Annotated in this window: 23 protein-coding genes and 4 tRNA genes; 11 read left to right on the top strand and 16 right to left on the bottom strand. The window is 40.5% G+C overall.

Translation table 11 applies throughout. The features are described from left to right. On the bottom strand, positions 1-173 hold a 173-nt coding region (locus LBB20_02560), incomplete at its 3' end, for a type II secretion system GspH family protein (protein MDR2735696.1). Positions 174-269: 96 nt separating this feature from the next. Beyond that, positions 270-752 carry a type II secretion system GspH family protein gene (locus LBB20_02555; GenBank protein MDR2735695.1) on the bottom strand — a complete coding sequence of 161 codons (483 nt, stop codon included), beginning with the start codon at positions 750-752 and terminating at the stop codon, positions 270-272. Positions 753-1,022: 270 nt separating this feature from the next. Here LBB20_02555 and LBB20_02550 point away from each other — a divergent pair, with 270 nt between their 5' ends. Both LBB20_02550 and LBB20_02545 read left to right on the top strand, forming a co-directional pair. Continuing rightward, positions 1,023-1,970, top strand: coding sequence for a hypothetical protein (locus LBB20_02550; GenBank protein MDR2735694.1), 948 nt, complete (start codon positions 1,023-1,025; stop codon positions 1,968-1,970). Positions 1,971-1,999: 29 nt separating this feature from the next. Then, positions 2,000-2,662: a type II secretion system GspH family protein gene (locus LBB20_02545; protein MDR2735693.1), complete on the top strand. Its 663-nt coding sequence runs from the start codon at positions 2,000-2,002 to the stop codon at positions 2,660-2,662. A 1-nt stretch (position 2,663) separates the two neighbouring features. On the opposite strand, the gene LBB20_02540 is transcribed toward LBB20_02545, so the two are convergent. Next, a tRNA-Gly gene (locus LBB20_02540) sits at positions 2,664-2,737 on the bottom strand. 160 nt (positions 2,738-2,897) lie between these two features. On the opposite strand from LBB20_02540, the gene accB reads away from it, so the two are divergent. From accB to der, 3 genes are read left to right on the top strand one after another with little or no spacing between them, the layout of a single operon-like run. Continuing rightward, complete coding sequence (gene accB / locus LBB20_02535) at positions 2,898-3,365, top strand: acetyl-CoA carboxylase biotin carboxyl carrier protein (GenBank protein MDR2735692.1); 468 nt, start codon at positions 2,898-2,900, stop codon at positions 3,363-3,365. A gap of 2 nt (positions 3,366-3,367) precedes the next feature. After that, positions 3,368-4,726 carry an acetyl-CoA carboxylase biotin carboxylase subunit gene (accC, locus tag LBB20_02530; protein MDR2735691.1) on the top strand — a complete coding sequence of 453 codons (1,359 nt, stop codon included), beginning with the start codon at positions 3,368-3,370 and terminating at the stop codon, positions 4,724-4,726. 46 nt (positions 4,727-4,772) lie between these two features. Continuing rightward, positions 4,773-6,179 carry a ribosome biogenesis GTPase Der gene (der, locus tag LBB20_02525; GenBank protein ID MDR2735690.1) on the top strand — a complete coding sequence of 469 codons (1,407 nt, stop codon included), beginning with the start codon at positions 4,773-4,775 and terminating at the stop codon, positions 6,177-6,179. On the opposite strand, the gene LBB20_02520 is transcribed toward der, so the two are convergent. Beyond that, complete coding sequence (locus LBB20_02520) at positions 6,176-7,135, bottom strand: hypothetical protein (GenBank protein MDR2735689.1); 960 nt, start codon at positions 7,133-7,135, stop codon at positions 6,176-6,178. The two genes, der and LBB20_02520, sit on opposite strands and share 4 nt — an antisense overlap. Before the next feature lie 13 nt (positions 7,136-7,148). After that, positions 7,149-8,066 (bottom strand): ACP S-malonyltransferase, encoded by a 918-nt coding sequence (fabD, locus tag LBB20_02515; GenBank protein ID MDR2735688.1) that lies wholly within the window; start codon positions 8,064-8,066, stop codon positions 7,149-7,151. A gap of 93 nt (positions 8,067-8,159) precedes the next feature. Between fabD and LBB20_02510 the strand changes: the two genes are divergently transcribed. Then, positions 8,160-9,224 (top strand): carbohydrate kinase family protein, encoded by a 1,065-nt coding sequence (locus LBB20_02510; GenBank protein ID MDR2735687.1) that lies wholly within the window; start codon positions 8,160-8,162, stop codon positions 9,222-9,224. A 5-nt stretch (positions 9,225-9,229) separates the two neighbouring features. On the opposite strand, the gene LBB20_02505 is transcribed toward LBB20_02510, so the two are convergent. Further along, on the bottom strand, positions 9,230-12,421 hold the full coding sequence (locus LBB20_02505) for a hypothetical protein (GenBank protein MDR2735686.1): 3,192 nt from the start codon (positions 12,419-12,421) through the stop codon (positions 9,230-9,232). 126 nt (positions 12,422-12,547) lie between these two features. Between LBB20_02505 and LBB20_02500 the strand changes: the two genes are divergently transcribed. After that, positions 12,548-12,622, top strand: a tRNA-Cys gene (locus LBB20_02500). 1 nt (position 12,623) lies between these two features. On the opposite strand, the gene LBB20_02495 is transcribed toward LBB20_02500, so the two are convergent. From LBB20_02495 to LBB20_02475, 5 genes are all read right to left on the bottom strand, one after another. Beyond that, entirely contained in the window at positions 12,624-13,706 is a 1,083-nt protein-coding gene (locus LBB20_02495) for a hypothetical protein (GenBank protein MDR2735685.1), read from the bottom strand. A 91-nt stretch (positions 13,707-13,797) separates the two neighbouring features. Then, complete coding sequence (locus LBB20_02490) at positions 13,798-16,317, bottom strand: glycogen/starch/alpha-glucan phosphorylase (protein MDR2735684.1); 2,520 nt, start codon at positions 16,315-16,317, stop codon at positions 13,798-13,800. Positions 16,318-16,422: 105 nt separating this feature from the next. Continuing rightward, positions 16,423-18,303: a 1-deoxy-D-xylulose-5-phosphate synthase gene (dxs, locus tag LBB20_02485; protein ID MDR2735683.1), complete on the bottom strand. Its 1,881-nt coding sequence runs from the start codon at positions 18,301-18,303 to the stop codon at positions 16,423-16,425. A 64-nt stretch (positions 18,304-18,367) separates the two neighbouring features. Continuing rightward, on the bottom strand, positions 18,368-19,114 hold the full coding sequence (gene tpiA / locus LBB20_02480) for a triose-phosphate isomerase (protein MDR2735682.1): 747 nt from the start codon (positions 19,112-19,114) through the stop codon (positions 18,368-18,370). Positions 19,115-19,124: 10 nt separating this feature from the next. Then, a complete protein-coding gene (locus LBB20_02475) occupies positions 19,125-19,601 on the bottom strand; it encodes an HIT domain-containing protein (protein ID MDR2735681.1) in 477 nt (158 codons plus the stop codon). A gap of 146 nt (positions 19,602-19,747) precedes the next feature. Here LBB20_02475 and LBB20_02470 point away from each other — a divergent pair, with 146 nt between their 5' ends. Next, complete coding sequence (locus LBB20_02470) at positions 19,748-20,197, top strand: hypothetical protein (GenBank protein ID MDR2735680.1); 450 nt, start codon at positions 19,748-19,750, stop codon at positions 20,195-20,197. A 7-nt stretch (positions 20,198-20,204) separates the two neighbouring features. Here LBB20_02470 and LBB20_02465 read toward each other — a convergent pair whose 3' ends face one another. From LBB20_02465 to LBB20_02445, 5 genes are all read right to left on the bottom strand, one after another. Then, positions 20,205-21,053, bottom strand: coding sequence for an ABC transporter permease (locus LBB20_02465; protein MDR2735679.1), 849 nt, complete (start codon positions 21,051-21,053; stop codon positions 20,205-20,207). Positions 21,054-21,206: 153 nt separating this feature from the next. Beyond that, positions 21,207-21,527 (bottom strand): integration host factor subunit beta, encoded by a 321-nt coding sequence (locus LBB20_02460; protein MDR2735678.1) that lies wholly within the window; start codon positions 21,525-21,527, stop codon positions 21,207-21,209. Between the two features lie 130 nt (positions 21,528-21,657). After that, positions 21,658-22,797 (bottom strand): lipid-A-disaccharide synthase, encoded by a 1,140-nt coding sequence (locus LBB20_02455; GenBank protein ID MDR2735677.1) that lies wholly within the window; start codon positions 22,795-22,797, stop codon positions 21,658-21,660. Next, positions 22,794-23,897: a redox-regulated ATPase YchF gene (gene ychF / locus LBB20_02450; protein MDR2735676.1), complete on the bottom strand. Its 1,104-nt coding sequence runs from the start codon at positions 23,895-23,897 to the stop codon at positions 22,794-22,796. The genes LBB20_02455 and ychF overlap by 4 nt, the downstream gene beginning before the upstream one ends. Before the next feature lie 80 nt (positions 23,898-23,977). Beyond that, positions 23,978-24,397, bottom strand: coding sequence for a hypothetical protein (locus LBB20_02445; protein MDR2735675.1), 420 nt, complete (start codon positions 24,395-24,397; stop codon positions 23,978-23,980). 85 nt (positions 24,398-24,482) lie between these two features. Here LBB20_02445 and LBB20_02440 point away from each other — a divergent pair. From LBB20_02440 to LBB20_02430, 3 genes are all read left to right on the top strand, one after another. Beyond that, positions 24,483-24,558 (top strand) — tRNA-Lys (locus LBB20_02440). A gap of 59 nt (positions 24,559-24,617) precedes the next feature. Beyond that, positions 24,618-24,694 (top strand) — tRNA-Val (locus LBB20_02435). A gap of 57 nt (positions 24,695-24,751) precedes the next feature. Beyond that, positions 24,752-25,462: hypothetical protein (locus tag LBB20_02430; protein MDR2735674.1), on the top strand; the 711-nt coding region annotated here is incomplete at its 3' end.

Raw genomic sequence — 25,462 nt, 5'->3', positions numbered from 1 at the left:
GCGGCCAGCATTGGGCCATCCAGGAAGGATTTGGCCAGACTCTCTTTGCTTCTGCCGAGAATGCCGCCAAGATTGGTGATCCCCAATGCAGCCAACACGGCTATCAAGGCGATAACGATCAATATTTCCATCATAGTCATAGCCTGATTCCTATTTCTTAATACTACAGCCATAGATTTTTCACTCCTTTAACTTTCATTTGCCAAAGGAATTAGGCTGTAAATTGCATTCTGGCAAGAAAAAACGAAAAAATTTTTATCTTTAGTTAATTAAGGCCCTTTATTTTTGATATTTTTTTCTTCTATTTCGAGACTTACCCTACCATCGGCAGTAAATTTATATTTGCCACTGATGCATGGACTATTCTTTTTATTTGCATCTAGGTTCGGCTCGACAAGTACGGTATTCTTACTGCTGTCACAGGTAATTTTCAATGGATTACCCCAGGGATCCTTTGGATATTCGGCAAAACTGGCTGCGATTCTAACGGCACTATTATCTGCTTTTTGGTTTTTGAGAGACTTTTCATCGATGACCTCTCCGTTGACAAACTTTGATTCATTAAATCTCCATTCTCTAATTATGGTGGACCGCATGTGGCCTTTAAGAAAGGATTTTGCCAGGTTCTCCTTGCTTTTGTTGAGAACACCAATAAAATTATTGATGCTTACCGTAGCTAATACAGCTACCAGGGCAATAGCAACCAGGATTTCCATCAGGGTCATGGCTCTGACTTTATAAAACCCCCACACAGTAGTGTATTTTACCAAAATATCACCCTAATGGCAATAAAAAAGGAATAATCATCAACAAATGCCAGCCACTGGTCCTGGAACTAGGCCCAGCCATCTCTTATATCAAAGCGACCTTGGTCTTCCATAAGTCTTTTTATTGAATGGAAATTATAGCTAGGTAGTTGCCTCGCTAGACCATGCATTTCGGTCTGATTGATCCTAATCCATATTTATTGCCCAGAATAATGTTTTGATTGTCTTAGACCGATTAATTTATAAAATACGTGTATGGCTGGAATAGGCAATGAGGGAGGTGTAGAACCATTGAAAAATTCTAACACTTCTGGATTGAAGCGTGTGTCTGGTGATAACTCGGCGGGTATGGATGCACCCACATTGAATAAACTGACAGAAACTCTTATTGTCGATGGCCGAATATTTGATTTGAAATGGCTAACCGACATTAACAACGACACCAGCCTCAGGATTTCCATCGAAGCACCATCCATGGCATCCAGTCCCAAGAGATCGAACATGATCAATGAGCTGATTACCGGCCTAGGGACCATGGATACCGAAAATATAAACAGTATGAGTTCACTGGGTACAATGATGTGTAAGATAATGGTCCTCATGATAGTTGCAACCACCGATCAAAGAACCATAGAACGTGAAAATCAGCTTGAGCTTAGTCGAATCAGTCTTAAGTTTTCTAATGAGAGGAACGAGATGATGATGAAGCAGGCGCAGATGGCTTACAATAAATTGATGATGCAGGCCTGGACAGGACTAGCTACCACAGCGACCACCATGGCTGTGGGTGCAGTTGCTGCAAAGCTCGCTGCCCCAAAACATCAGAAGGATTACGGAATTTCTCATACCCAAACTACCCAGGAAATTCAGAATATGCCCCAGGCCAAGGTGGAAGTAAAACCTTACACAAAGTCAGATTATGATACGATAAATTCTGCACGGGATACCTATGGAGGTATAGCCGGAAGTCTCGTAGGTACCGGAATGAAGGTTGCCCAGGCCATCTTCGGTAAAAAGGAAAATGAGCTAAAAGCAGATGTAAAAGAAAAGGATGCCATGATAAAACTTATCGATAATCTAGCAGATTCGGCAGGTAGTGGTGTAAAAAATGCACAGAAAGCCAGGGATACATTTATGTCCCTGATGAAACAAATATTACAGTCGTCGCATTCGACGAACATGGATGTTATAAGAAATATATGATATTTTAATTTTATTTTAAAAGTTAAGCTATGAATTCAACAAAAAACAAGTCAGCTTTTTCTCTAATTGAGATATTGATAGTCATTGCTCTGATGGCTTTGTTTGCCGGAATGTCTGCCCTGGGGTTTAGAAAGATAGATGAAAAGAAATTTGGCCCCAAGGAGGCACTTCAAAAGGCAGTTAGGATCGGTAAATATATCGCCAGGAAAGATAAAAAAGATATGTACCTTATAATTGTAAATACAAAAAATAAAACCAATGATTATAAATTTGTGAAAGAAGTGATTGTAAATTCTAAACCTGTTGTAAGTGATGATAGTAGTAACGTATTGGGTGCTATAAGAAAGGATCTGGTAAAAAAGTATCAACAGCCAATTCCAGATGTCTGTTTTGTAATTGGTGAACGATTGATGATAACGGGCAATGATGACAATCCAACGAATGAATACGGATACATTTTAAAAAAGATGTATTTGGATAATGAAGAAGTGGAAAAAGTGGAAATAATCGATAAAAGGGGTTACAATAATTTTGGCTTCAGATTAAAATCTACACAAGACAAAATTAAAACAGTAAAAATAGGAAAGAATGGCATCCTGCAAGAATTTTATTTAAAATGTTCCGGAGCCGCCAAAGACGCAATATTAAATGTCAATCCAATATCTGGTGAAGTTACCGGGGACATGCCGTGAGTGGTGCGGGCAGAGGGGATCGAACCCTCGACTCAAGCTTGGGAAGCTCACGTGTTACCGCTATACCATACCCGCAATGCTGTTGAGAACACAATGATTATCGGACCATTGTAAATTAAAATCGGAAGAGCTACACCATTAGTTTGTTTTAGTAAAAATTAAAAGCAATTTGATCTTTATTTATGTTGATTTTTGGTTACAATCTTGTAGTTCTCATTGTAAATAGGAGGGTTATTTGGACACAAACGAAATACGAGAGCTAATAAAATTAATGGAGAACTCTAATTTTTCCGAGATAGAGATTCAAAAGGGTGATTCAAGGATTAGGCTAAGAAAGTGGCATTATTTGGAAGATAGAGGTGATTTGGTATCGATCGAACGTATATGTTCGAAGGACCATAGCCAGGGTACCAGGCATAGGGTTGCAGATAAAGATAATGTGGTAGTTGAAGAGAAAAATCTTCATATTGTGAAATCGCCGATGGTCGGAACCTTCTATAGTGCCTCATCACCGGAGAGTGCACCGTTTGTAACCATTGGCTCTAGGGTAGAAAAAGAGTCAGTCCTATGTATCCTGGAAGCCATGAAAATTATGAATGAAATCCAGTCGGATGTTTCTGGGACTGTACATGAGATTTTTGTAGATAATGGCCAGTCTGTTGAGTTCGGCCAAGCATTGTTTGCCATTGAGCTGAATAGCTAAATATGTTTGAGAAGATCTTGATAGCAAATCGTGGTGAGATTGCATTAAGGGTAATTCGGGCCTGTCATGAACTGGGGATAAAAACTCTGGCTGTTTATTCAGAAGTCGATGAGCAGTCGTTACATGTGCAATTATCTGATGAGGCTATATGTATAGGAGGTGCATCTCCAACAGACAGTTATCTTAGGCATGATAGGATAATCAGTGCGGCGGAAATTGGGAATGTGGATGCCATTCATCCAGGCTACGGATTTCTTGCTGAAAATGCTGTTTTTGCCGAACAATGTCGCGATTGTAAGATCAATTTCATCGGGCCAAATCCTGATGTTATAAGACAGATGGGCAATAAAGCACTGGCAAAGGAATTAGCTGTCCGGGCAAAAGTTCCGATTGTTCCCGGTAGTGAATCTATTATCAATAGCGATAAGGAAGCCCTGGAAGTGGCTCAGAAGATAGGGTTTCCGGTAATTGTAAAGGCTGCAGCCGGCGGAGGTGGAAAAGGTATGAGATTGGTCCATAATGCCTTATCTTTTCAAAAGGAATTTAACCTAGCCCGAGCCGAAGCAGAAAAAAACTTTGGAGACGGATCTGTGTATGTGGAAAAATACATAGAGGAACCAAGGCATATAGAGATACAGATTATGGCTGATAAGCATGGCAAAATTCTGCATCTTGGCGAAAGGGATTGCTCCATCCAACGTCGGTATCAAAAGCTGATAGAGGAAGCACCATCTTTGTTCCTAACAGAAGATATTCGTAGAAAAATGGGCGAGGCTGCAATTAAGCTGGCCAAGATGTGTGGCTACGAAAATGTTGGTACCGTGGAATTTCTTGTGGATAAACAGGGAAATTTTTATTTCATGGAGATGAATACACGCATCCAGGTGGAGCATGCGGTTACCGAGGAAGCTACTGGTATAGATTTGGTAAAAAATCAGATAGCCATTGCTGCCGGTGAACATTTAAAACTGGATCAAAAAAATATCAAGTTCAATAGGCATGCCATAGAATGCCGTATCAATGCCGAGGATCCGTCAAGGAATTTTGCTCCATGTCCTGGAAACATATCGCTTTACTACTCACCCGGTGGCCATGGTGTCAGAGTTGACAGCCATCTGTATGGTGGATATGACATTCCACCGTATTATGATAGCATGATTGCGAAATTGATTACCAGTGGCTCAACCAGGACCGTGGCCATAGATAGAATGTATAGGGCATTGAAAGAGTATATTATTAAGGGAGTGCATACGACGATTCCCTTTTCCCAGGCTGTTATGTTAGATCCAAACTTCCGGGAAGGTAAGGTTACAACCAAATTTGTCGAGGAGTTTACGAACCGGATGCCAGAGGATTTTTAACTTTTGGCTTGTTAGAGGCTGGTTTATATAGTTATTTACTTTGCCGATGAATCCATGTTTTACCATAGCCATTGTTGGTCGCCCAAACGTAGGGAAAAGTAGGCTGTTTAATAGGCTTACCAAGAAAAGAACCTCAATAGTCCACGATCAACCAGGTGTGACCCGTGATATCATTACCGATGAGATTGCTAATGGGATTCTGTTGATGGATACCGGCGGTGTATGTTTCTCGGATAGCAATGCCAGTGATCCGATGATTTCTTCAATCGAGAATCAGGTACAACTGGCGATTAGCTTGGCCGATATGATTTTTTTTGTTGTGGATGCATTGGATGGTTGCCTGCCACTGGACAGGGAAATCGCTGAAAAGCTGCGTGTTTCTGGGAAAAAAGTCCTTGTCATTGCAAATAAAATAGATCGTAGTGCCAATGTCTATTTAGCAGATGTGTTTTATGATCTAGGCCTTGGTGATCCTATCCCAGTTTCCGCGGAGCATGGGTTTGGTGAAGAAGAATTATCTGCCATTGTGGAAAATACTACGGCCGATTTTACCTTCCAATCTAAAGAAGAGCAGGATAATAGGACTAGGATATGTTTTGTCGGCGGCCCAAATGTGGGCAAGTCATCGATAGTAAATGCATTGCTTGGCGAGAAGAGGATGATTGTAAGCGATGTTCCCGGAACCACGAGGGATTCGGTGTATTGTGATATGGATTTCAACTCAGACAGTGGCTCTGGGAAGTTCAGATTGCTCGACACGGCTGGCCTAAGAGATAACCGCAAGATTAATTCGCCGGTGGAATATTTTTCATCGATCAGGACTGAAAAATCAATAAAGGAATCCGATGTGGTTTTTCTGGTGATAGATGCGCTAAAGGGCATCACGAAAAACGACAAAAAATTGGCTCATCAGGTGGTAGAACTTGGTAAACTTTTGATACCTGTGGTCAATAAGTGGGATTTGGCCCAGGATAGCTTTTCAAAAACAAAAAATAATGGCATTGATGGCTACGATGACCTATATGATTTCACAGCAAAATTTGAGAAAGCCATTGGCTCGGAGCTGCATGCTATACCCGGATCAAAGGTGATATTTGTTTCGGCTAAAACAGGATATAATACGGCTAGTATACTTGAAGAATGCCTGATACTCCAAGCAAGGGCAACGAGAAATATATCGACAGGATTTTTGAATCGTATGATCTCAAAATTGATGGTTGCCAACCAGCCACAGGTTATGACCGGCAGAAGGTTTAAGGTTTACTACTGTGTTCAGACAGGAATTCTGCCATACCGATTCAGGATATTTTGCAACCAGTCTTCAAGGCTGTCAGATAACTACAAAAAATATCTGGAAAACGGTCTACGTAATGAGCTAAACCTGGATGGATGCTCTATATTTTTTGAATTGGTCGAAAAAGAACATAGATATAAGAAACCAATACCTGGCTAGATGCGTGCGGCGATATTACCACATATGAAGATCAGGTATATTAAAAATAGCGTTATACTTCCTTTGCGTGATACATTGTTGTTCTTTGATAAAAATGCCCCGATCAATGAAATTATTAGCATGCCTGACATTTCAGACATGTACAATTGCTTTGATATATTAATTTTTTGATTAATTGCGAATTGTATTCCATAGACTAACAATACATTGCACGCACTTGTATATATTGCTGCCCGTATGGATACTTCGTTTTTCCCTTTTAATGTGGACAATAGTATGGGTATAATAGTTGGTATACACAGGATATGAGAAAGTAATGTAAATCCAATAAACGATACAGCAATTTTAGATTCAGATGCCAATAAATGTACCAATGGGATTATATAACTAGCTGCTAAAAGAATTATAGCTGTGCCAGAAATAGTACATAGAACGGCGACAAGGCCATCGACAGGTTTTCCATCTATATGATTATCGTAGCTATCAAGGTGAAATTTTTTAGAAGTGCGGATAATCATACAGATAAAAATTAGGTATGATAATATATACATAATCCCGTAATGGGATGTGATTGGTATTATATATCCAGTAAAATACATTATTGTCGTTGCTATGGTCACAACGTATATTCCTAAAATTTCTAACCTGGAACGTATGGTAATTTTCCCAAATATCATTGCCGGGAACCCAAGACTAAAGGATATGTTTATCAAATTGATTCCGTTGACACAGGAGATGATAAACTCGTTGGCAATCCAATCTATGTACAGTTTACCGATTAGGGCTAGGGATACGATTGGTAGTGCCATGGTAAGTGGTGTTAGCAGAATATCCATCAGGACTCGGGATAGATGCATGTGTATGGCAATCGAAGTGACACCAATCTGCACGAGCCTATGACCCAAAAGTAGTAGAAAGCAATTTAGCAGTAATAAAACTATGAATTGAGTTGTCACAATAAATACCTAATCAGGTGATAATGTCAGAAAAATCAGAAAATTCACCAATAGGATTTACAACTATACTTTTGTCGATTCGCTTGGCAAGATTGATAAGACTTTTTCCAGCTCCGCACTGGTAAAACGTTGAAATGCCCAAAGCCACTGCTGTTTTCATGCAATTCACCCATAGCACCGGTGACACTATCTGCTCTCCTAGGGTGGATTTTATTTCATCCGGATCATCTAAGAATTGACCTGTGACATTTGTTATCACACGGATTTGTGGCTTGTTGAATTGTATATCAGCGATGAATTTTATGAATTTTATTTTTGCTGATGTCATCAATTTACTGTGGAATGCGCCGGCAACTGCCAGTTCAATAACCTTCGATAGATTCATGTCTTTAGCAATTTCTATGGCCTTATCTACTTTTTTAGCATCCCCGGAGATTACTATTTGATCCGGTGCATTGAAGTTGGCCAGCTCAACGCCTGCCATTTGGCATAGTTTTTCCACATCGTCTTTTTGGCCTCCAAGAATTGCTGCCATTTTGCCATGGGTTTCTTCGCAGGCTTCCTGCATAAATAGGCCACGCTTTTCCACAATCCTAAGCCCGGTTTCGAAAGAATATACTTCGGCCACGGCCAAGGCCGTAAGTTCTCCTAGGCTAAGACCAAATACCACCTCTGGCCGACGGATGATCCCCTGGGCTTTGAGCAACAGGTAGGATATGTATTGATGAACAAAAAGCGCCGGTTGGCAGAATTTGCTCTCGGTCAAGGTCTCCATTGGTCCATGGAAGCATAGATCGGTTAAATCATATCCTAGAATAGTATTAGCTTTCTCGAAATACTCCTTTGCAATGGGATCATTGTCATACATAGACTTTCCCATGCCAATGAATTGAGATCCTTGGCCAGGGAATATCACACCAACCTCAGCCATGCCATTGATGACTATAAAAATTTTGTAATCTGTCTAGATATTTTATGTTGTTCATACAACGGAAATGTGTTATCCTAGGTATATGAAGCTCATATGGATAGGTGTAATATTTTGAAGAGTGCTAACAGGTTTAACTGTGTGGTTGGATTTGATGGCTTCCTGGATAAAATTGTCGAAGCCGTAGGTCGCCGTGATGGTCTGGGCAAAAATTACGAAAAAATAGAGACCATAGCTGAGTTTGCCGATCGCATCGCTTTGGCCTCTGGACGCAGCACAAATATAGAGTTTTTCGTCAAGGAAATCAGAATTGGTGGCAATGCGGTATTGATGGCTAATGCTCTGGCTGACCTCGGTGTTAACACCGGATTCATAGGTCCCATAGGTAAACATGATGAGAATATATTTAGAAAATTTTCTCAAAAAACCAGGGCTCTGTCGATCGGTGAACCAGGCGAAACCACAGCCGTTGAATTTAATGATGGTAAAATCCTGTTTGGAATAACCAGTCCCTTGGACAGCGTGACATTCCAAAGAATTATAGATGAGGTTGGGCAGGAGGTTCTTGTTGAAATGGTTGAATCTGCTGACCTCGTGGCAATGGTGAACTGGACGATGATCCCAGCGATGGATGATATTATGAATTCTTTACAGGAAGAGATAGTGCCGAATCTTGGCAATAAGCCCAGGTTTTATTTTTTCGATCTGGCGGATCCAGAGAAGAGAAGTCAGCGGGATAAAAAACTTGCTGTGGAACAAATCGCTGGATTTGGAAAATATGGCACGACGGTGCTTAGTTTGAATGTGAAAGAGGCCCAGCAGATATGTAATCTGTTCGATGAGTTTAGTATGGGCGAGTCGAGGGCCGATATGACAGAGGCAGCAAAAATTATAGGTGGTTGCAGTGGAATAAATAAAATTGTTATCCACGGAATTGGATGTAGTGCCTGCTGGGATGCCACCGGTGTCAGCTTCGTCGATGGATTCAGGGTTGATAATCCGATAACCAGTACCGGTGGTGGAGATGTGTTTAATGCAGGATTTTCACTGGCCATGTTAGCCGGAGAGACCGATGAAAATTGCATGATGTTTGCCAATGAAATCTCTAGTAAATATGTTAGAGGACTGGCAATAAATGAAATAAACACCTGGAGTCCATAACCTTGTCATAGATCTACCCATTTAATTGCCAATATCCTAAAAACCCTATGGTTGATATCGTTTGGGTCAGGAAGTCGTTGGACAATCGCTTCGCATTTAGTTTTGGCTAACAGGTTGCCGTTTTGATCGATGCTGTCGCCATAGCTATGGATGGAAAAACTATCTCCGCGGGCAGCCAGTATGGAACCTAGGGATTGTAACAGGTCAGCCTGGGTCAGGTATCCAGGTGCACAGGCGTCGATTTGTCCACTGGCGGCCGCATCGTCGTACCAGCTAAGCTTTCTCTGGGATTTGACCACCCGAGAAAACCCTGTGTTTAAGCTGGAACTGTCGTTGCCAATTCCTTCGTTAGAAAATACGTAATTGTCATCGATAGCCCGTTGCAGGACACCGGACAGCCCGAGTTGTTTGTTGGATACAGCCTGGGTTGTATCATCGTTGCTTTTATCTATCAAAGTTCTGTTTACAAATTCGCCGATGCTACCGAAGGGCCCACGGACTTTTATTTGTTCGACTATTTTTGTGGCCAATAATCCCAGCTGGTTTTTATCCAATTTTACTTCACCAATGCCGGATTCGGTACTCAGACAACGGTAATAGGATGCTTTGTCTGGTTCTCCTAGCCCCAGTGTACTGCCCAGGACAGCAATCCAGGCTTCCCGGGATGTGCTATTGATATTAAATGCTCCGTTGATATACATTTTTTTTGCGGCATCGATGGAGTCTAGCTCGTCAATCGACGCATCGCTGTAGGACCTAAGTCTCTTGTTAAGGATGTGTTTGTTGTGTAAGCCTGTCATGAAACACGAGTCCCATAGGGCACGGTTAAGACAATAGGAATAGTCATATAGTAACTCAACTCTGTAATGGGACGGCCAATCCGTTTTCTGTTGAGCGTTGGACTGGAAGAACTTTTCACGTGGAATGAGCGGGTTTTGGTATGAATTGCCAAAGCCATAGGCCGGGTGATAACCAAAGAGACCTGTGTTCATATGTTGGAGGAATCCAAGATTTAGAAAGCCATAGGTCGGATGAGGAAGATCAAAAAGCACCGGAAACCTTACATTGTTATCCAGGGCTATGGTTTCTGTTTGAAGGTTCGTTTTGTCTAGGAACTCAGCTGGCCAGTTCCAATTCGTATGGAATATGGCTTCTCCGGGTGGTATAAATGTCATTTTGTCCTGATAGGCACTCTTGCCAATTATTGGAGCTCTTGGATTGGCATTTGCTAGCCATCTAAGTCCATTGCCTCTACCGTTAAATTCAATTCTCCCATCATTGGCATAGCAACTCATAACCCATAGCAAATCAACTTGGCCTTCCTGTATGTTTCGGCTTAGGGACGTGGTTATGTTATTGGTTATTAAATTTATGTTATCTATTTCCTGCATGACCAGGCCAGTGGTGTTATCCAGGAGACTCAGGCATAGGTTTTGCCATGAGGCTATATCCAGTGAAATAGTACTGGTTTCAGCTTTATTTTGAGAATTCTGGTTCTGATATTTTCTTATATCATTCATGCCATAGTTTTCCAGTATCGATGGACTGGATATGATATTGTCTATCTTCCTGGTCAGAGGTTTACCAGCTGGTGCTTTAATGTACGGTTCCGATCCGGAAAGAGAAATGAATTGTTTGGAATTATTTGGAAAATCTAGGTTATTATATTTACAGTCAAACAATGGCCATCGATAGCCATTTCTTATAATCGGTGCGCCAACGGAGCCATTTTCGTGATTATCTATATAGTTGGAGTAGTCGTTTTTTAATGGAATATCTGTTATGGTGGAGTTTCCCTGCGTCATGCTGTTGCCTTGATAATATGTCTCCACATTGAAAGTTGGGACCTGTTGGTGTGACGGATTGGTTGAAATGTATGGAGCCGCATAGATCAGCGAGTAGCTATGTCCGTTTATATTTCTTGTATAGGGGTTACGGTTAACAAAGACCGGCTGCATTCTAATGGAATCATAGAAATGATTGGATATATGAAGATGACTATCAGGGGCACCACTGTAGTAACGGCTTAGCATTACGATTTTAAAATCTGTCCAAATGGGGAATATTCCATGCTGGGTTGGTATTCCCAGGTCATTGGCATTGGCGCCGGTTATGGTTGATTCATTGAGTGAACAATCATCATAGGATACCCAGGTTTGTGGATGATAAAGAGGGTAGGTCGGTTTGGCTACCATGGCCCCATTGTCGTAATTGTATTTTAGCCTATAGAAGCTTTTAACATAATCCCAGGTAGTTGGTGGTTCAGGCAAATTCGTTGGCGAAGGAAATACAAATCCTGTGTCACCTATTACCGATGAATCATTGGACGATTCGAAATACCAGGTCAGATTTTTACGAAACCCACCGTTTCGTGTGTCTGTGAGTAGGCCTCTTGAGCAACAGGCCAGGTCATGAAAATGCCCAGCTAGCCATGTTTTTTCGTCCGGGCCAAAATCATTATTTAATATTAAATCGGAATAATGGAGTGTGTTGGGCACATTTACATTGTTTTCTAGATTTATGGGTCCATGGGTTAACATTTCTAGGCCATTTCGTTGTGGACAGGATCTTTTAAGAAAATACGCATCGGGAAAGTCCGCATATCTATCATCTGGCAGATTACACTGGGCCTTGAGACTTTCATCATCAATCCAGTAGGCATGATGGCCAATAACCTTATTAACCGAGTTCTTCAGGTCGACCTTTTGTGCATACACATGCTCTTCAGCATTTGACACATACCTGTCATCGATCAATTTGACATAGCTGCTGTCAATGGATGATGTTACTGAATTTATATCATCGTTGGCAGAAAAATTTTCTCTTCCATTTTGGGATACGAGCCAACCAAGAAACTCTTTTTTGTCGGAAGCAGTGGTATCGGTATCATTGCATTTATCCACGCGCCATACACCAATCCAAAAGGCTTTATCATTGCTGGCGTGATTTATTATGTTAGCTCTGGCTGTGACCACTTTATCCTGGGCGGCCAGATAATTTAGCCGAGCTATTGCTTCATTTAGAGCGGCTAATGCATGTAGCCTGGCCTGGTATTTTGCATTTTCTATAAGCACCAGGTTATCTATCTTCGTTTTTTGCAAGCTAGATATGGTAGAGAAGGCAATAAGCAAACCAGTTATAAGCGTTATGGTGCTAACCACCAATACCAATGCAAATCCACTTTCCCTATTTGTCACAATTAATGATTAGAACCGTAAAATAGAATTGTGTAATAATTTTTTAAAACGGAAGATTTTTGTTGAATCTAAAAACAGCTTGAAAAATTTTTGAAAGTAAATTGCCTCGGAATCAGCGGTATGTCTGGCGCGGTAGCCAAGTGGTAAGGCAGAGGTCTGCAAAACCTTTATTCGTCGGTTCGATTCCGACCCGCGCCTCCATTTATTCGATCAAATCGTCGATTCTTCGCTTATATATATAGCCATATTTGTCCGAAAATTTCACATTATTAGTGGTTATTTTGGCTAATTTCAATCTAGGATGATCATTGATTATTGCCCCGATAGAGTAGAATTTATTGCCAATTTGTATATTTCCTTTATTGTTGGCAGTACGTTGAATACTGTCTATTTTTAGAGCAAGTATTGCTTCGGTAACGGTTCTTTGTTTGATCTCCACAGGATCCCTGAATAGATGCTTGGCTTTCCTTTTTGGTGTAATGAGGCTATTGGCTACGTAAATTTTCTGATCTTTACTCAGATCATATTCATTTTTTGGTGGATTAGCATTACCTTGAGTTGATGCCAGAATTTTTGCTATGGGTTGACGATATTCTTTGACCAATCCTACGGTAAGAATAATACAGGCGGAGCTAACAGCGAATATGGTAATATTTTTTATGGCATTGGTGAATGGTTTTGTGTTTATTTTAATGCTCAAGATCTTTCTTATCCCATGATAGCACGATAGAGGTATAGATCTCAGTGCGTAATACAGCTTGGTCACCACAGTTGCTATGGATCTTAGTGGTTTCAATGTAATATTTTTTATGGCATCGGTGAAAGGTTTTGTGTTTATTTTGATGCTCAAGATCTTTTTTATTGTACTATAGCGTAGTAATTTCCTGCAGGTGATAAAAAATTTTGACAATAAATTTACAATCGAATTAATAAAAAAATAGACGGCGGATGCTATTGATTTGAATAATGTTCTCGTGATATTTGATAATAATTTTGTGGTTGCTGATAGGCATTTATGAAATAATCCACGAAAGCGCTGGGTAGAAGAAGTAACAAATGACCTGGTATTGTTTGATAACTTAATTGAGGCGCTTTTTATTCTAGGTAGCATTGATTTTGTTATAGATTTTACGATGGATAATAGGGTGGTTTGTATCTGTGTTGCCAGCTTACTAATTAGCTGTATCGTAGATTTAGCTGCTGATAATAATTTTTTTAATATTTTACTCGCTGTGTCGGTCACAAATACTTCCAGTCGGTCAACAACCAGATAAGCGATACGCATAATCTTCGAAATAATCATTTTAGTTATCCAATTTTTATCTGTTATTTAACATATTCACTGTTTTTTATCTGAATCCCTGTTTGCTAACAAATCATTTTCCTATTTTCAGTGGAGAAAGTTTCCATATTTCGTCGGCATATTCACGTATCGTCCTATCGCTTGAGAACTTGCCAACTTTTGCCGTATTATAAATTGCCATTTTAGCCCAAATTTTCCTATGGGTATACGTTTCGTTTATTAATTTCTGAGTTTTGCAATAATCCTCGTAGTCGGCAAAGACGAAGAACGGGTCGCCATGGGTTAACAGGTTTTCGGCCAGCTCTTTTACCGGATTTGATCCATCTTCGGTTCGGAAAAAATCCGACCTCATCCAGTCGAGAATTGCTCTTAGTTCACCGTTGGAATGGTAATAATCCCAGGGATTGTAGCCCTGGTGCTGAAGACTAGCGATTTCAGCTTCGGTTTTCCCAAAAATGAAAATATTTTCGTCACCGACTTCTTCCTTTATTTCCACATTTGCACCATCGAGGGTTCCTAGGGTACAGGCACCGTTCAAGGCTAGCTTCATATTGCCAGTGCCGGATGCTTCCTTACCAGCCGTGGAAATCTGCTCAGAGACATCCGCTGCGGGTATTATTTTTTCCGCTAGACTGACACAGTAATTCGGAATAAAGGCAACTTTTATTTTGTCATTTATTGCAGTGCAATTGTTTATAAATTTACCAACGACATTTATGGCATGAATTATGGTCTTGGCTATCCTGTAGCCAGGAGCTGCCTTGGCCGCAAAAATAAACACCGTCGGATGTATATCTATTTGGTTATGTAAAAGCCTATGATAGAGGGTGATGATATGTAATAGGTTCAAATGTTGGCGTTTGTATTCATGTAATCTTTTTATTTGCACATCAAATATGGCTTTTGGGCTAACCGTAATGCCGCATTTTTCTTGGATTATTTTTGCCAATTTAACCTTGTTATTGTGCTTTATCTTTAAAAATTCATTTTGGAATTCCGTGTCGTCGGCAAATAGTTCTAAAAGTTGCAATTTATCTAGGTTTGTGGTCCAGTTTTGGCCGATTTTGGAATCTATTAGAGCTGAAAGTTCAGGGTTACACAGCTTCAGCCAGCGCCTTGGGGTTATGCCATTGGTTTTGTTGTTAAATTTATCCGGATACATCTGGTAAAAATCTTTGAATAGCTGTGACTTAAGCAAATCACTATGCATAGCTGCCACACCATTTACCGAATGACAGGCGACCACCGATAGATAGGCCATCCGTATAACCGGGTTGTCTCCAGAGGATATTATGGACAGGTCCCGTTTCTTTTGATCATCGTTGGGCCAGGTTTTTTGGACATCACCGTCCAAAAACCTTTTGTTTATTTCACAGACTATTTGGTAATGCCTTGGCAGAACATTTTTGAATAGTCCGACACTCCAGGTCTCCAATGCTTCTGGTAGCAGGGTATGGTTGGTATAGCCAAAAACAGATTGGCACATTTGCCAGGCCTTATCCCAGCTGATGGATTCTTCATCCACCAGTAAACGCATCAGTTCTAGTACAGCCACAGCGGGATGTGTATCATTTAGTTGTATGGCGGTTGTACCTGTGAAGTTTTTCCAGCCGCTGTGGGCATTTTTATAGCGGCGGAGGATATCCTTGATGGAGCAGGAGACGAAAAAGTATTGTTGAACCAGCCTCAGTTCTTTGCCTTGTTCAGTGGAATCGTTTGGATACAACACCTTGGAGATTGTTTCGCCCACAGCTTTGTCATGGACCGCGTCGATGTAATCTCCTCGATTGAATTCATCGAAGTTGAAATCTTTGGTGGCTTTCGATTCCCAAAGTCTCAGGAAATTTATTGTTTCGGCACCATAGCCAACCACCGGAATGTCCCAGGGAATTCCAATGATATCACGGGTATCGACCCATAGCGGTGTCCAATCGCCTTTTTCGTTAAAGTGGCTTTCTATTCGACCATATAGCTTTACTCTTTGGGCATTTTCTGGTCGTGCTATCTGCCAAGGATTGGCTCCTGAAGACATCCAGCTATCTGGCCGTTCCACCTGCTGGCCGTTTATTATTTCCTGTTTAAATAGACCGAACTCGTAATGGATACCATAGCCTATTGCCGGATAATTTAGTGTGGCAAGAGAGTCAAGAAAGCAGGCTGCCAATCTACCAAGACCACCATTACCCAGGCCGGGATCTGGGCCTTCTTTAGAAATTTCCTCTATGTCCTGGCCTAGTTCTTTGAGGGCAGCTGACATTTTTTCGAAGGTTCCGGTATTATGTAAGTTATTGGTAAATAATTGCCCGGTCAAATATTCCAGCGACAGATAATATAATCTCTTTGTATTGGCTTTATGATGAACTGCCTGGGTTTTTATAAATCTATCCAAGATTTTATCTCTCAGGGCGTAGCATGAAGCCAACCACCAGTCATTTTTTGTGGCCGATGATGGATCTCTGGCCAATGTGCAATTTAGATGCCATTTTATTGAATTTTTAAGTTCATCGACTTCGGCGTCTATGAAAAAGACTTCTTTTATATTTTCATCTTTTATATCCATGGCCTTAACCTGTTCTTTTGATACTTTAGTCATTTACCCGAAACTAACAACCTAAGCATATTAATTTTTATGAATTTGCCAATGAAAATAATTATAACAAGGGTGCCTGTTATTAGTTCCTTGGTGTCAATAACATAACTATTTAGTCGATAGAAATTTTTTCACCTCATTGGCTATGGCGTCGGAACTAATTGAATATTTACTAGCCAGTGATTCTATCGACGTGGCATGGTCCAGGAATTTGCTTGGCCAGCCGAAGATCTTTATGGCCGTGTGTATTCCTTTTATGTGTAGAAGTTCGGCAATGGATGAACCGAAGCCATCTTTTACTGCATGATCTTCAAGGGTCAGGATCAGAGAATGTTTCCTGGCCATCTCGAGAATTAATGTCTCGTCGATGGGGTTTGCAAATCTCGCATTGACGATGGTACAGGAGATATTCGATCGGCGAAGATTTTCATGTATGGCCAATGCCATATTGTACATACTGCCAAGTGATATTAGGCAAACGTCAGTTCCGCGTCTGATTACCTCTGCTGTGCCGAAATCCATAGCATCTGGGTGCCAATTTATCTCGAAGGCATCCAGTTCGGCCTTTGGATAGCGTATAAAGCAAGGTTTGTTCCATTTAATGGCCGAAAACATCATTTGTATCAATTCGTTGCCGTCTTTTGGCTGCATCAGTACAATACCTGGTATGAATTTTAAGTAGGAAATATCGAATAATCCATGGTGGGTTGGTCCATCGGTTGGACTGGGGCCTGCTCGGTCTATGCAACATAGGATCGGAAGGTTTTGCAGCGCGATGTCATGGATGATATTGTCCAGCGACCTTTGTAGGAATGTTGAGTATATGGCACAGATTGGGAATAGGCCATTTCTGGATAGTCCAGCCGAGAAGGTAATCGCGTGTTCCTCGGCTATCCCAACATCAAAAAACCTGTCCGGAAATTTATCCTTGAACTTGTCCAGTGACGTGCCGGTGGACATGGCGGCTGTGATGGCCACAATGTTTTTGTTATTTTCTGCCAATTTGATAGCCGCTAGTCCAAAAATTTCTTGATAGGAGGTTTCATGTTTGTGTTTATGTTTAGGGCTAGATATGGCCGAGCCGGCCGGCGATAGACCATGAAAATCTCTGGGATTATCGATGGCCTGTTGCAGCCCACGGCCCTTTTGCGTCTTTACATGTAGCAGTATAGGAGCCTTAGCGTCTTTACAAAACTCCAGATTTTCTATGATATCGGGAATGCTATGGCCGTCTACGGGTCCGAGATACTTCAGCCCGTAGTGTTCAAACAGTGTTGATGGTATTATCAGACCTTTGATCATCCTCTTCATTTTGGCAAACCAGCATACCATTGAATCTCCGCCTGGGAACGCTCTGAATAGGGATTTTATTAGGCTTTTTAGCTTTAGGTAGCATCGACTGCGCATCATACCATTTAGGTAATTGGCGATGGCTCCGACGTTTTCTGTTATGGCATAGCCGTTATCATTGAGCACAACAATGATTGTTCCGGCTGCTAGAGAAATATTATTAAGCCCTTCCAAAGTTATTCCATTGGTCAGGGATGCATCGCCCAGGACAGCTATAACATGGCTATTGTCGTTGTTTATTTTTTTTGCAACGGCTAGGCCAATGGCTGAAGAAAGAGCCGTTCCTGAATGGCCACAGGTGAATATGTCATGGTCACTTTCAGCCCTAGAGCAGAACCCTGAATAGCCATGGCTTTGCCTTATTTTAAGAAAATTATCATCGTTTCTGCCGGTTAGTAGCTTATGGGCGTAGCATTGATGGGATACATCGAAGACTATTTGATCTTTTGGAGAATCGAATACTTTATGGAGTGCTATGGTTAATTCTACCACTCCAAGATTCGATGCCAGGTGTCCTCCATTTTTTTTTGTGGTTTCTAATATTTTTTCCCTTATCTCAAAGGCAAGCTGACCTAATTGTTTAGTATTTAACGACTTTAGTTCAGATGGCGAAGTTATACTGTCAAGTAACCTGTGCATGATATACCATGAACAAGGTTGATGTTATGGATAAATTTTCAAGTCGCATATGGCTGATTCTTAATTAAATGGCATCAGCGATCTTTATAAGCTCGATGAATGTCTCAGCTTTTAGCGAAGCTCCACCGATCAATCCACCGTCTATATCATCTTCTAACAGAAGATCTCTGGCATTTTCAGGTTTCATCGATCCACCGTATAGAATTTTGATTATTTTCCCCGAAGGACCGAATTTTTCTATCAAAAGCTTCCGGATTAGCGAGTGGACTTCCTGGGCTATCTTTGGTGTAGCCGTTTTGCCAGTGCCAATGGCCCAGACCGGTTCGTAGGCCAGGATAATATTTGGGTCATGGATGCCCTGAAGGCCTTCTTCTATTTGGGAAGATATTATTTCGGTTGTAATATTGGTTTCCCTTTCTTTTTCTGTTTCCCCAACGCAAATTATCGGTGTCAGATTATGTTCGAGGGCAGCAATTATTTTTGCATTGATAAACTGATTCGATTCATTGAAAATGGCACGTCGCTCACTATGGCCGAGGATAACATATCTGGCTCCCATGTCATAAATCATTGATGGAGAGATTTCTCCAGTGAATGCACCGGATGGTTGAGGGTATAGGTTCTGGGCACCTAGATGTATTTTTTTTTGCAGAATTGAAGCTGCAATGTCCAGCGATGTGAATGGTGGACATACAATCACTTCGGTGTTGGCAAGGTCAGGTATCGATTTAGAAATGCTGTTGCATAGTGACTCACTTTCGGCTTTGGACTTATTCATTTTCCAATTGCCAGCTATTATATATTTTCCCATAACAGTGTTATTATATGAATTTTTTTAATCTTGACCACATTTCTTCCGGGGATTGATTGATAATTCTTGTTTCTCCCAGGATAGTCATAAAGTTCGTGTCACCGATCCATCGAGGAACCACATGGCAATGAAGATGTTGTGGAATGCCGGCTCCGGCAGCAGCACCAAGATTGAACCCTATATTAAACCCATCTGGAGCCAGAGCTTTTTGTAAAATTACCTGGCCTAGCGTTACCATTTCGATGATATCTGTACGTTCTTCAGCCGATAGCAAATCAAGTCGATTGACTTCTCTAAATGGCATAATGAGTAAATGGCCAGCATTATACGGAAATTTATTAAGCATCATATAACAAAAATTACTTTTCTTAAGCAATAGGACACTTTTTTCATCCTCAATGGTCGGTATTGTAAGAAATGGATTAGCATCAGATTCCTTTTTGGTTTCCACGTAGGCTGCACGCCCAAAAGCATTTAGATTTTGCATGGTAAACTAAGTATCAAACCGTAAGCCTAAGGCAATTTTTAAAATATAAATTGCAGGGCCTAAACATAGAATTGTCTTTTTGGTCGAAGTATATACAATTGCGAATGATGCTAAAAAAAATTATAATTGTTGCATTATCAGCTTTGATGTGTTCCTGCAGTTATCGTGAGACGCTTGTCTGCAATAATGCAAAAATCAAATATGTTTTAATAAAAGAAAAGAGTAAGGGCGATTTTGTTAGATTTAGTGATATTTTCACGAAATCAAAGTACAATGATCATTTGTGTGTTTTGCCAAAGGATTGTGATAAGGGTGGCCTATATTTCGTGATTGGCTTGGACGCGAAGGTCAAAAATTTGCCGCCGGGAGCATGGATAGAGATAAGATGTTTATTTGCTTCGGAAGATAAGAATGAGGAAGTATATAGTTCGGATATTAATCGTGAGTTTGATGAACGATTGAATGAAATATATTTCAAAATTTCAGACGATTGTAGTATTCGTAATAATTTAACCGCTTGGAAAATTGTGATATACTCCGAAACCGGAGAACCGCTTGTGGTTAAGAAAAGTTATCTTTGGGTTGATAAATCCTAGCATTCTTTTATATGCCAAACATGGAAAGCAATACGGCAAATATGGCGTCGGCGATTATGATCAATGTTATGCTAGATACCACCGCGGATGTGGCTGCAACTCCCACCGATGACGCATCCCGATCACAGTTGATGCCATGAAAACATCCGGTGGCAGAGATTATTATTCCAAAAACACTGCATTTTACTATGCCAACAAATATGTCATGCACAGATACAGAGTTCTGGGTTTGTATGATATATTGCGTTATGGTTACATCCATGGATGGCAGCGCAGCGGCCAGGCCACCAATTATACCAAAAAAATCGGCAAATATACATAGAAATGGCATCATAAGTGTTATTGCTATAATCCTTGGTGTCACTAGAAAATCTATGACGGAAATACCAAAGGTTTTTAATGCATCGAGTTCTTCGTTTACATTCATGCTCCCTAGGGTTGCAGCAAACGCTGCGCCGGTTCTGCCAGACATTATGACGCCGACCATCAAACAACCCATTTCTCTGGTCATAGCTAGGCCGACGAGATCGGCTACGTATATGCTTGCACCAAAGGCTCTTAGTTGTATGATACTGATAAAGGATATGATGAGCCCTACCAGGAAACTTATCAACACCACAATGGGGAGTGCGTCGACACCGGTATGTTGAATCAACTGCTGGAAATCGTTTTTACGTAGTTTTAGCTGAAATCTTAGTAATTTTATTAGCGATAGGCTGGTTTCTCCGATAAAAGATAATAGCGTAATTACCAGCTCAATGTGTCTATCTTTACAGCATATAATTGAAGAAAATAGACCTGATTTTTCCTGATCTACCGCAGGATTGTTTGTTTTTTGTTGAGAATCCAATGTCATAGCTCTGTGACATTACCTATGTAATTATCTATCGGAGTTACAAGACAGATTGCATTTGATCCTAGAAAATTTTGATTACAGCAACAGATTCAGTCGCAAATATAACTTTGTGGATGCCTACGCGATAGATATCCAAGACCAGGGGGCAGGTTTTTATTTTTTATTTTTTATATGCGAAGGCGGTATTTTTTCTACGTGCTCACGTAACTCTTTGCCACATTTGAACTTGACGATTACACGTTCTGGTATCATCACATCTTTTTCCGGTTTATTTGGATTTCTTCCAACGCGACGTTTCCTGATGGCTAGTTGAAATACACCAAAATCACGAATTTCAACATTACGCTTAGCTTTTAATGCACCAGCTAACAATTCAAAAATCGAGTGAACAATTTTCTTGGCCTGTCTTTGTGCTAATCCAAACCCAGTGTGTAGACTGTCGGATAATTCTTTTTTAGTAAAATTTTTCCCCATCTCTAAATTCCAATAACAAACTTTATATAATTATCTTTAGAATTATAATTAATGCAAGCAATATTAACAAATTATTAACAAAAAAATAATTTATGGTCCAATTTTTGTGTTATTTATTGACATTACTTAATTAAAATATTTTCTCAATAACTTTGTCTTCCGCCATGCTATTTGAGGTTTTACAGAGTAATTTTCTTATTTTTAGGCTATTAATTTTGGCATGTTCGATGGTTGATTCGTTGCATAATCTGGATACATAGGGTATTGCATCGGCAAAACGGCTTTGGATAAATTCTGGGATGGCATCTTCGTTGAGCAATATATTGGCTATGCCAAGGTATTTTATTTTTACCAGTCTACGTCCTACAAAATATGTAATAGGGTTGGATTTATATACTATTATGCCGGGTAGCCCTGCCAGAGCACATTTCAGTGACATTGTGCCAGAACTCATTATAGCTGAACTAACTACGATATCAGTGCCGGCTGACACAAGGCTTATTCTGGATTCTAGGTGATGATTTACGATGTGTTTGCACAGGATTTGCAGAATTGTTTCGTTAGGATATAGGACAATTGCCTTTGTATTTTGAGCCGTGGCAGATTTGAATAGATTTAATATTATTGGGAAAATGCGTTTTACGGCGGCAATTCTACTGCCAGGCAATAACAACATAGGTGCCGATGGACAAAATTTGATTCCAAGATTATAGCCATCTTCTAAAAATGGGTGTCCAACAAAATGCACATCCAGGTCTGTGTCGCTGTAACAGTCAACCTCGAATGGAAAAATTACACCCAGAGAATCGATGGTCTTGGCCATCATAAATCGACGTTTTGCTTTCCAGGCCCAGATTTGTGGTCCGATGTAGTAATATATGAATAAATCACCTCCAGCTTTACGGCTTAATTTTTTTTTATATAATATACTGGCTAACCTCAGGTTAAACCCAGGGTAATCGACCAGGCACAGGACTTTTGGTTTATTTTTTTTGATCCAGTCGACGGTCACCTGTAATAGCTTACGAAATATCAGGATATGTTTCGTTACTTCCAGTAATCCGACCACTGAAAATTCTGTTAGATTGAATAATAATTTAGCTCCAGATTCCTGTAGTTTAGTACCACCGATGGCATAGACATTGATATGGTTGTTTTTTTTCAATATCTTTGACACAATGCTGGCTGCATGTTCATCGCCTGAATGTTCGCCGGCTATGACTAGCAGATCCACCGGTGTTTTAGGGTCTTCGAATAGAATCTTCATCATACATTGAACCTGAAGATTGCGACATCGCCGTCACAAAATTCATAGTCCTTGCCTTCAAGCCTGTATTTACCATATTCCTTTGCGGCGGCGTAGCTACCACTGGCGATCAGATCATCGTAGCTAACAACTTCCGCTTTTATGAATCCTTTTTCGAAGTCTCCATGTATGATTCCAGCACATTGAGGGGCTTTCATGCCTTTTTTGAATGTCCAGGCATGTACTTCGGGTTCTCCGGCTGTAAAGTACGAAGCTAGACCAAGCAAATCATAGGTTAACCTTATCAGGGCTGATACACCTGTATCTTTCATGGCCAGGTCATTTAAATAGTTGGCTGCATCCATCGGTGAGAAATCCAGGAGATCTGACTCCAGTTGGGCACAGATCAGGCAGCTTTTGGCTTGGGTTTGGCCAGAAACATATTGTTCGATCGCCGAGATGTGTTTTTGGCAACTGGAATCTGTAAGTCCATTTTCGGAAACATTTCCGGCATATATCATTGGTTTATTTGTAAGCAGATTAAATGATTTCAGCCTGGGCTCATCTTCTTTTTTAACCGAAAAACTATTGGCCATATTTCCATCGTTTAGATGGTTATGTAGGTCCCGGAGTAGTTCGATTGAATTTTGAGCATCTTTGTCTCCACTTTTTGCTTTTTTGGTATTTTTTTGTATTTGGTTATCTATGGACTGGAGATCGGCCAGGATCAGCTCGGTATTTATTACTTCTATGTCTCGCAGCGGGTTAATCTTACCCATATGATGCACAATATCAGTGTCTTCAAAACATCTCACCAGATGGACAATGGCGTCAACTTCGCGGATGTTTGCTAGGAATTTGTTGCCAAGTCCTTCGCCCTGGCTTGCCCCTGCTACCAGTCCGGCTATATCCACAAATTCCACCGTTGCTGGGACAATTTTGTTTGTTTTTACTATTTGGGCGAGTTTGGCTAGTCTATCGTCTGGTAATTCTACAATGCCCAGGTTCGGCTCTATGGTACAAAAAGGATAGTTTTCTGCAGATGCTTTTCTGGAACGAGTTAATGCATTGAATAGGGTACTTTTACCCACATTCGGTAACCCCACTATACCAGCTTTCAACATTGGCAGGAACCTAATTAGGTCATTGGAAAAGGCAACCAAAATTAGGCGCAATGGGTTCCAACTTTCCAGGTCTCGATGATTTATGGATGATAGTGGTTGGGATCTTTGTCACTGTATGAGCGATTTATAATGGCATTTGGATCATCGGGTTTGATCGCTTCGACGTTGTATTTAGTGCTGTTGTCTGCTTCCGATGATATGTTTATTATAGTAAATCCGCCGCTATCTTTTTCACCGAGAACGCCAAGCCCAAGCATGCCTGGGGTTTGGTATTGGCGATCATCGTTGTTATGTGTTGTGATGATTTCTAACGGCTTAGGATGATCAAACGAAAATAGCGAATCATATTTTTCATCCAATTTGTAGGCTTCATGAGCGTAGGATTTTTCTTGTTTTTTGTTTTTAAGAACAACGGCCTTAGGATTTGCATTTAGTTGTGATGCAACATATAGATGCAGCAATAGGGCCAAAGAGACATTGGTTTTAGCTAAATGAAACATAATAAAATAACATTAACCTAATTATGTAACTAAGAAAAGTCTTGTCAAGTTGCCTGGTGAAATTAGTACTACCGGCATTATGGATGCCTGACTAGCTCAATTGGCAGAGCAGTTGACTCTTAATCAATTGGTTCGGGGTTCGAGTCCCCGGTCAGGTACCAATATTATTCGCCTAGTTATTCTTGTTTTATAATCGCGTAGGTTTGAATCATATGGTTAGGGGCGGCTAGCTCAGTTGGTTAGAGCGCCTGGTTTACACCCAGTAGGTCGCAGGTTCGAGTCCTGTGCCGCCCACCAGCATTAAATAATTTATTAAAATGTTGTAAAAAATATAATCCTATCATAGTCAACGACATGGGTAATAATAGTAGAAAATGTGTATTGTTGTTTATGGCCATGTCAGTGTTTAATTCTTTGAGTGCTGACCATTGGCAAGATTGGTTAAAAGCTGTAAGAGACGAATCCTGGGTTGATTGTAAGGGTAATTATATAACTTGGCATAATTTCTGTAAAATTTGTCGTGACAATAGCTTGCGTTTTATTAAAGACTACAAAAACGCAAATTGGTTTTGTTCTGGTAACCACATGTATACTAGCGCTTTTAACATCTGTTGTTATGAATACGTGGATATTCCCACTTTATTCTTTTACAGCCTGAAAAATCTTTTCTGTCAAGTGCCAAAATTTCTAGGGTTTACCTACATCCTTAACCCTGATATCAGCAAGATTATAAACATATCAGACTGGATGTGTAACAATGTGGGCAATTTATATAATAGTCAAGAAGAATTGAAGCATAGGCTGACCGATATGTTGTGTTATATATTTGAGTGCTCTAGTGTATATGAGGTTTGGTGTAAAGTATACGGTGATGTATATCTGCCCTGGTTAAAGGTTTTTGAAAAGCTCTCTACACCGGAATGCGGAGTAGTGACCAAGGAAAATGTTGATCTCTTTGAAAATGCATACAAAATGGCTATCGAGGTTGGTACCCCATTCACTAATATATGTAATGCAATAGAAACCAAAATCAGAACAGTAAGGGAATCTGGTCCGATGGAAACA

The organism is Puniceicoccales bacterium, from assembly GCA_031283585.1.
Lineage (GTDB): Bacteria > Verrucomicrobiota > Verrucomicrobiia > Opitutales > LL51 > JAIRTH01.
The sequence above is the reverse complement of the archived record's forward strand: the minus strand, read 5'-3'. Positions and strand labels throughout refer to the sequence as shown.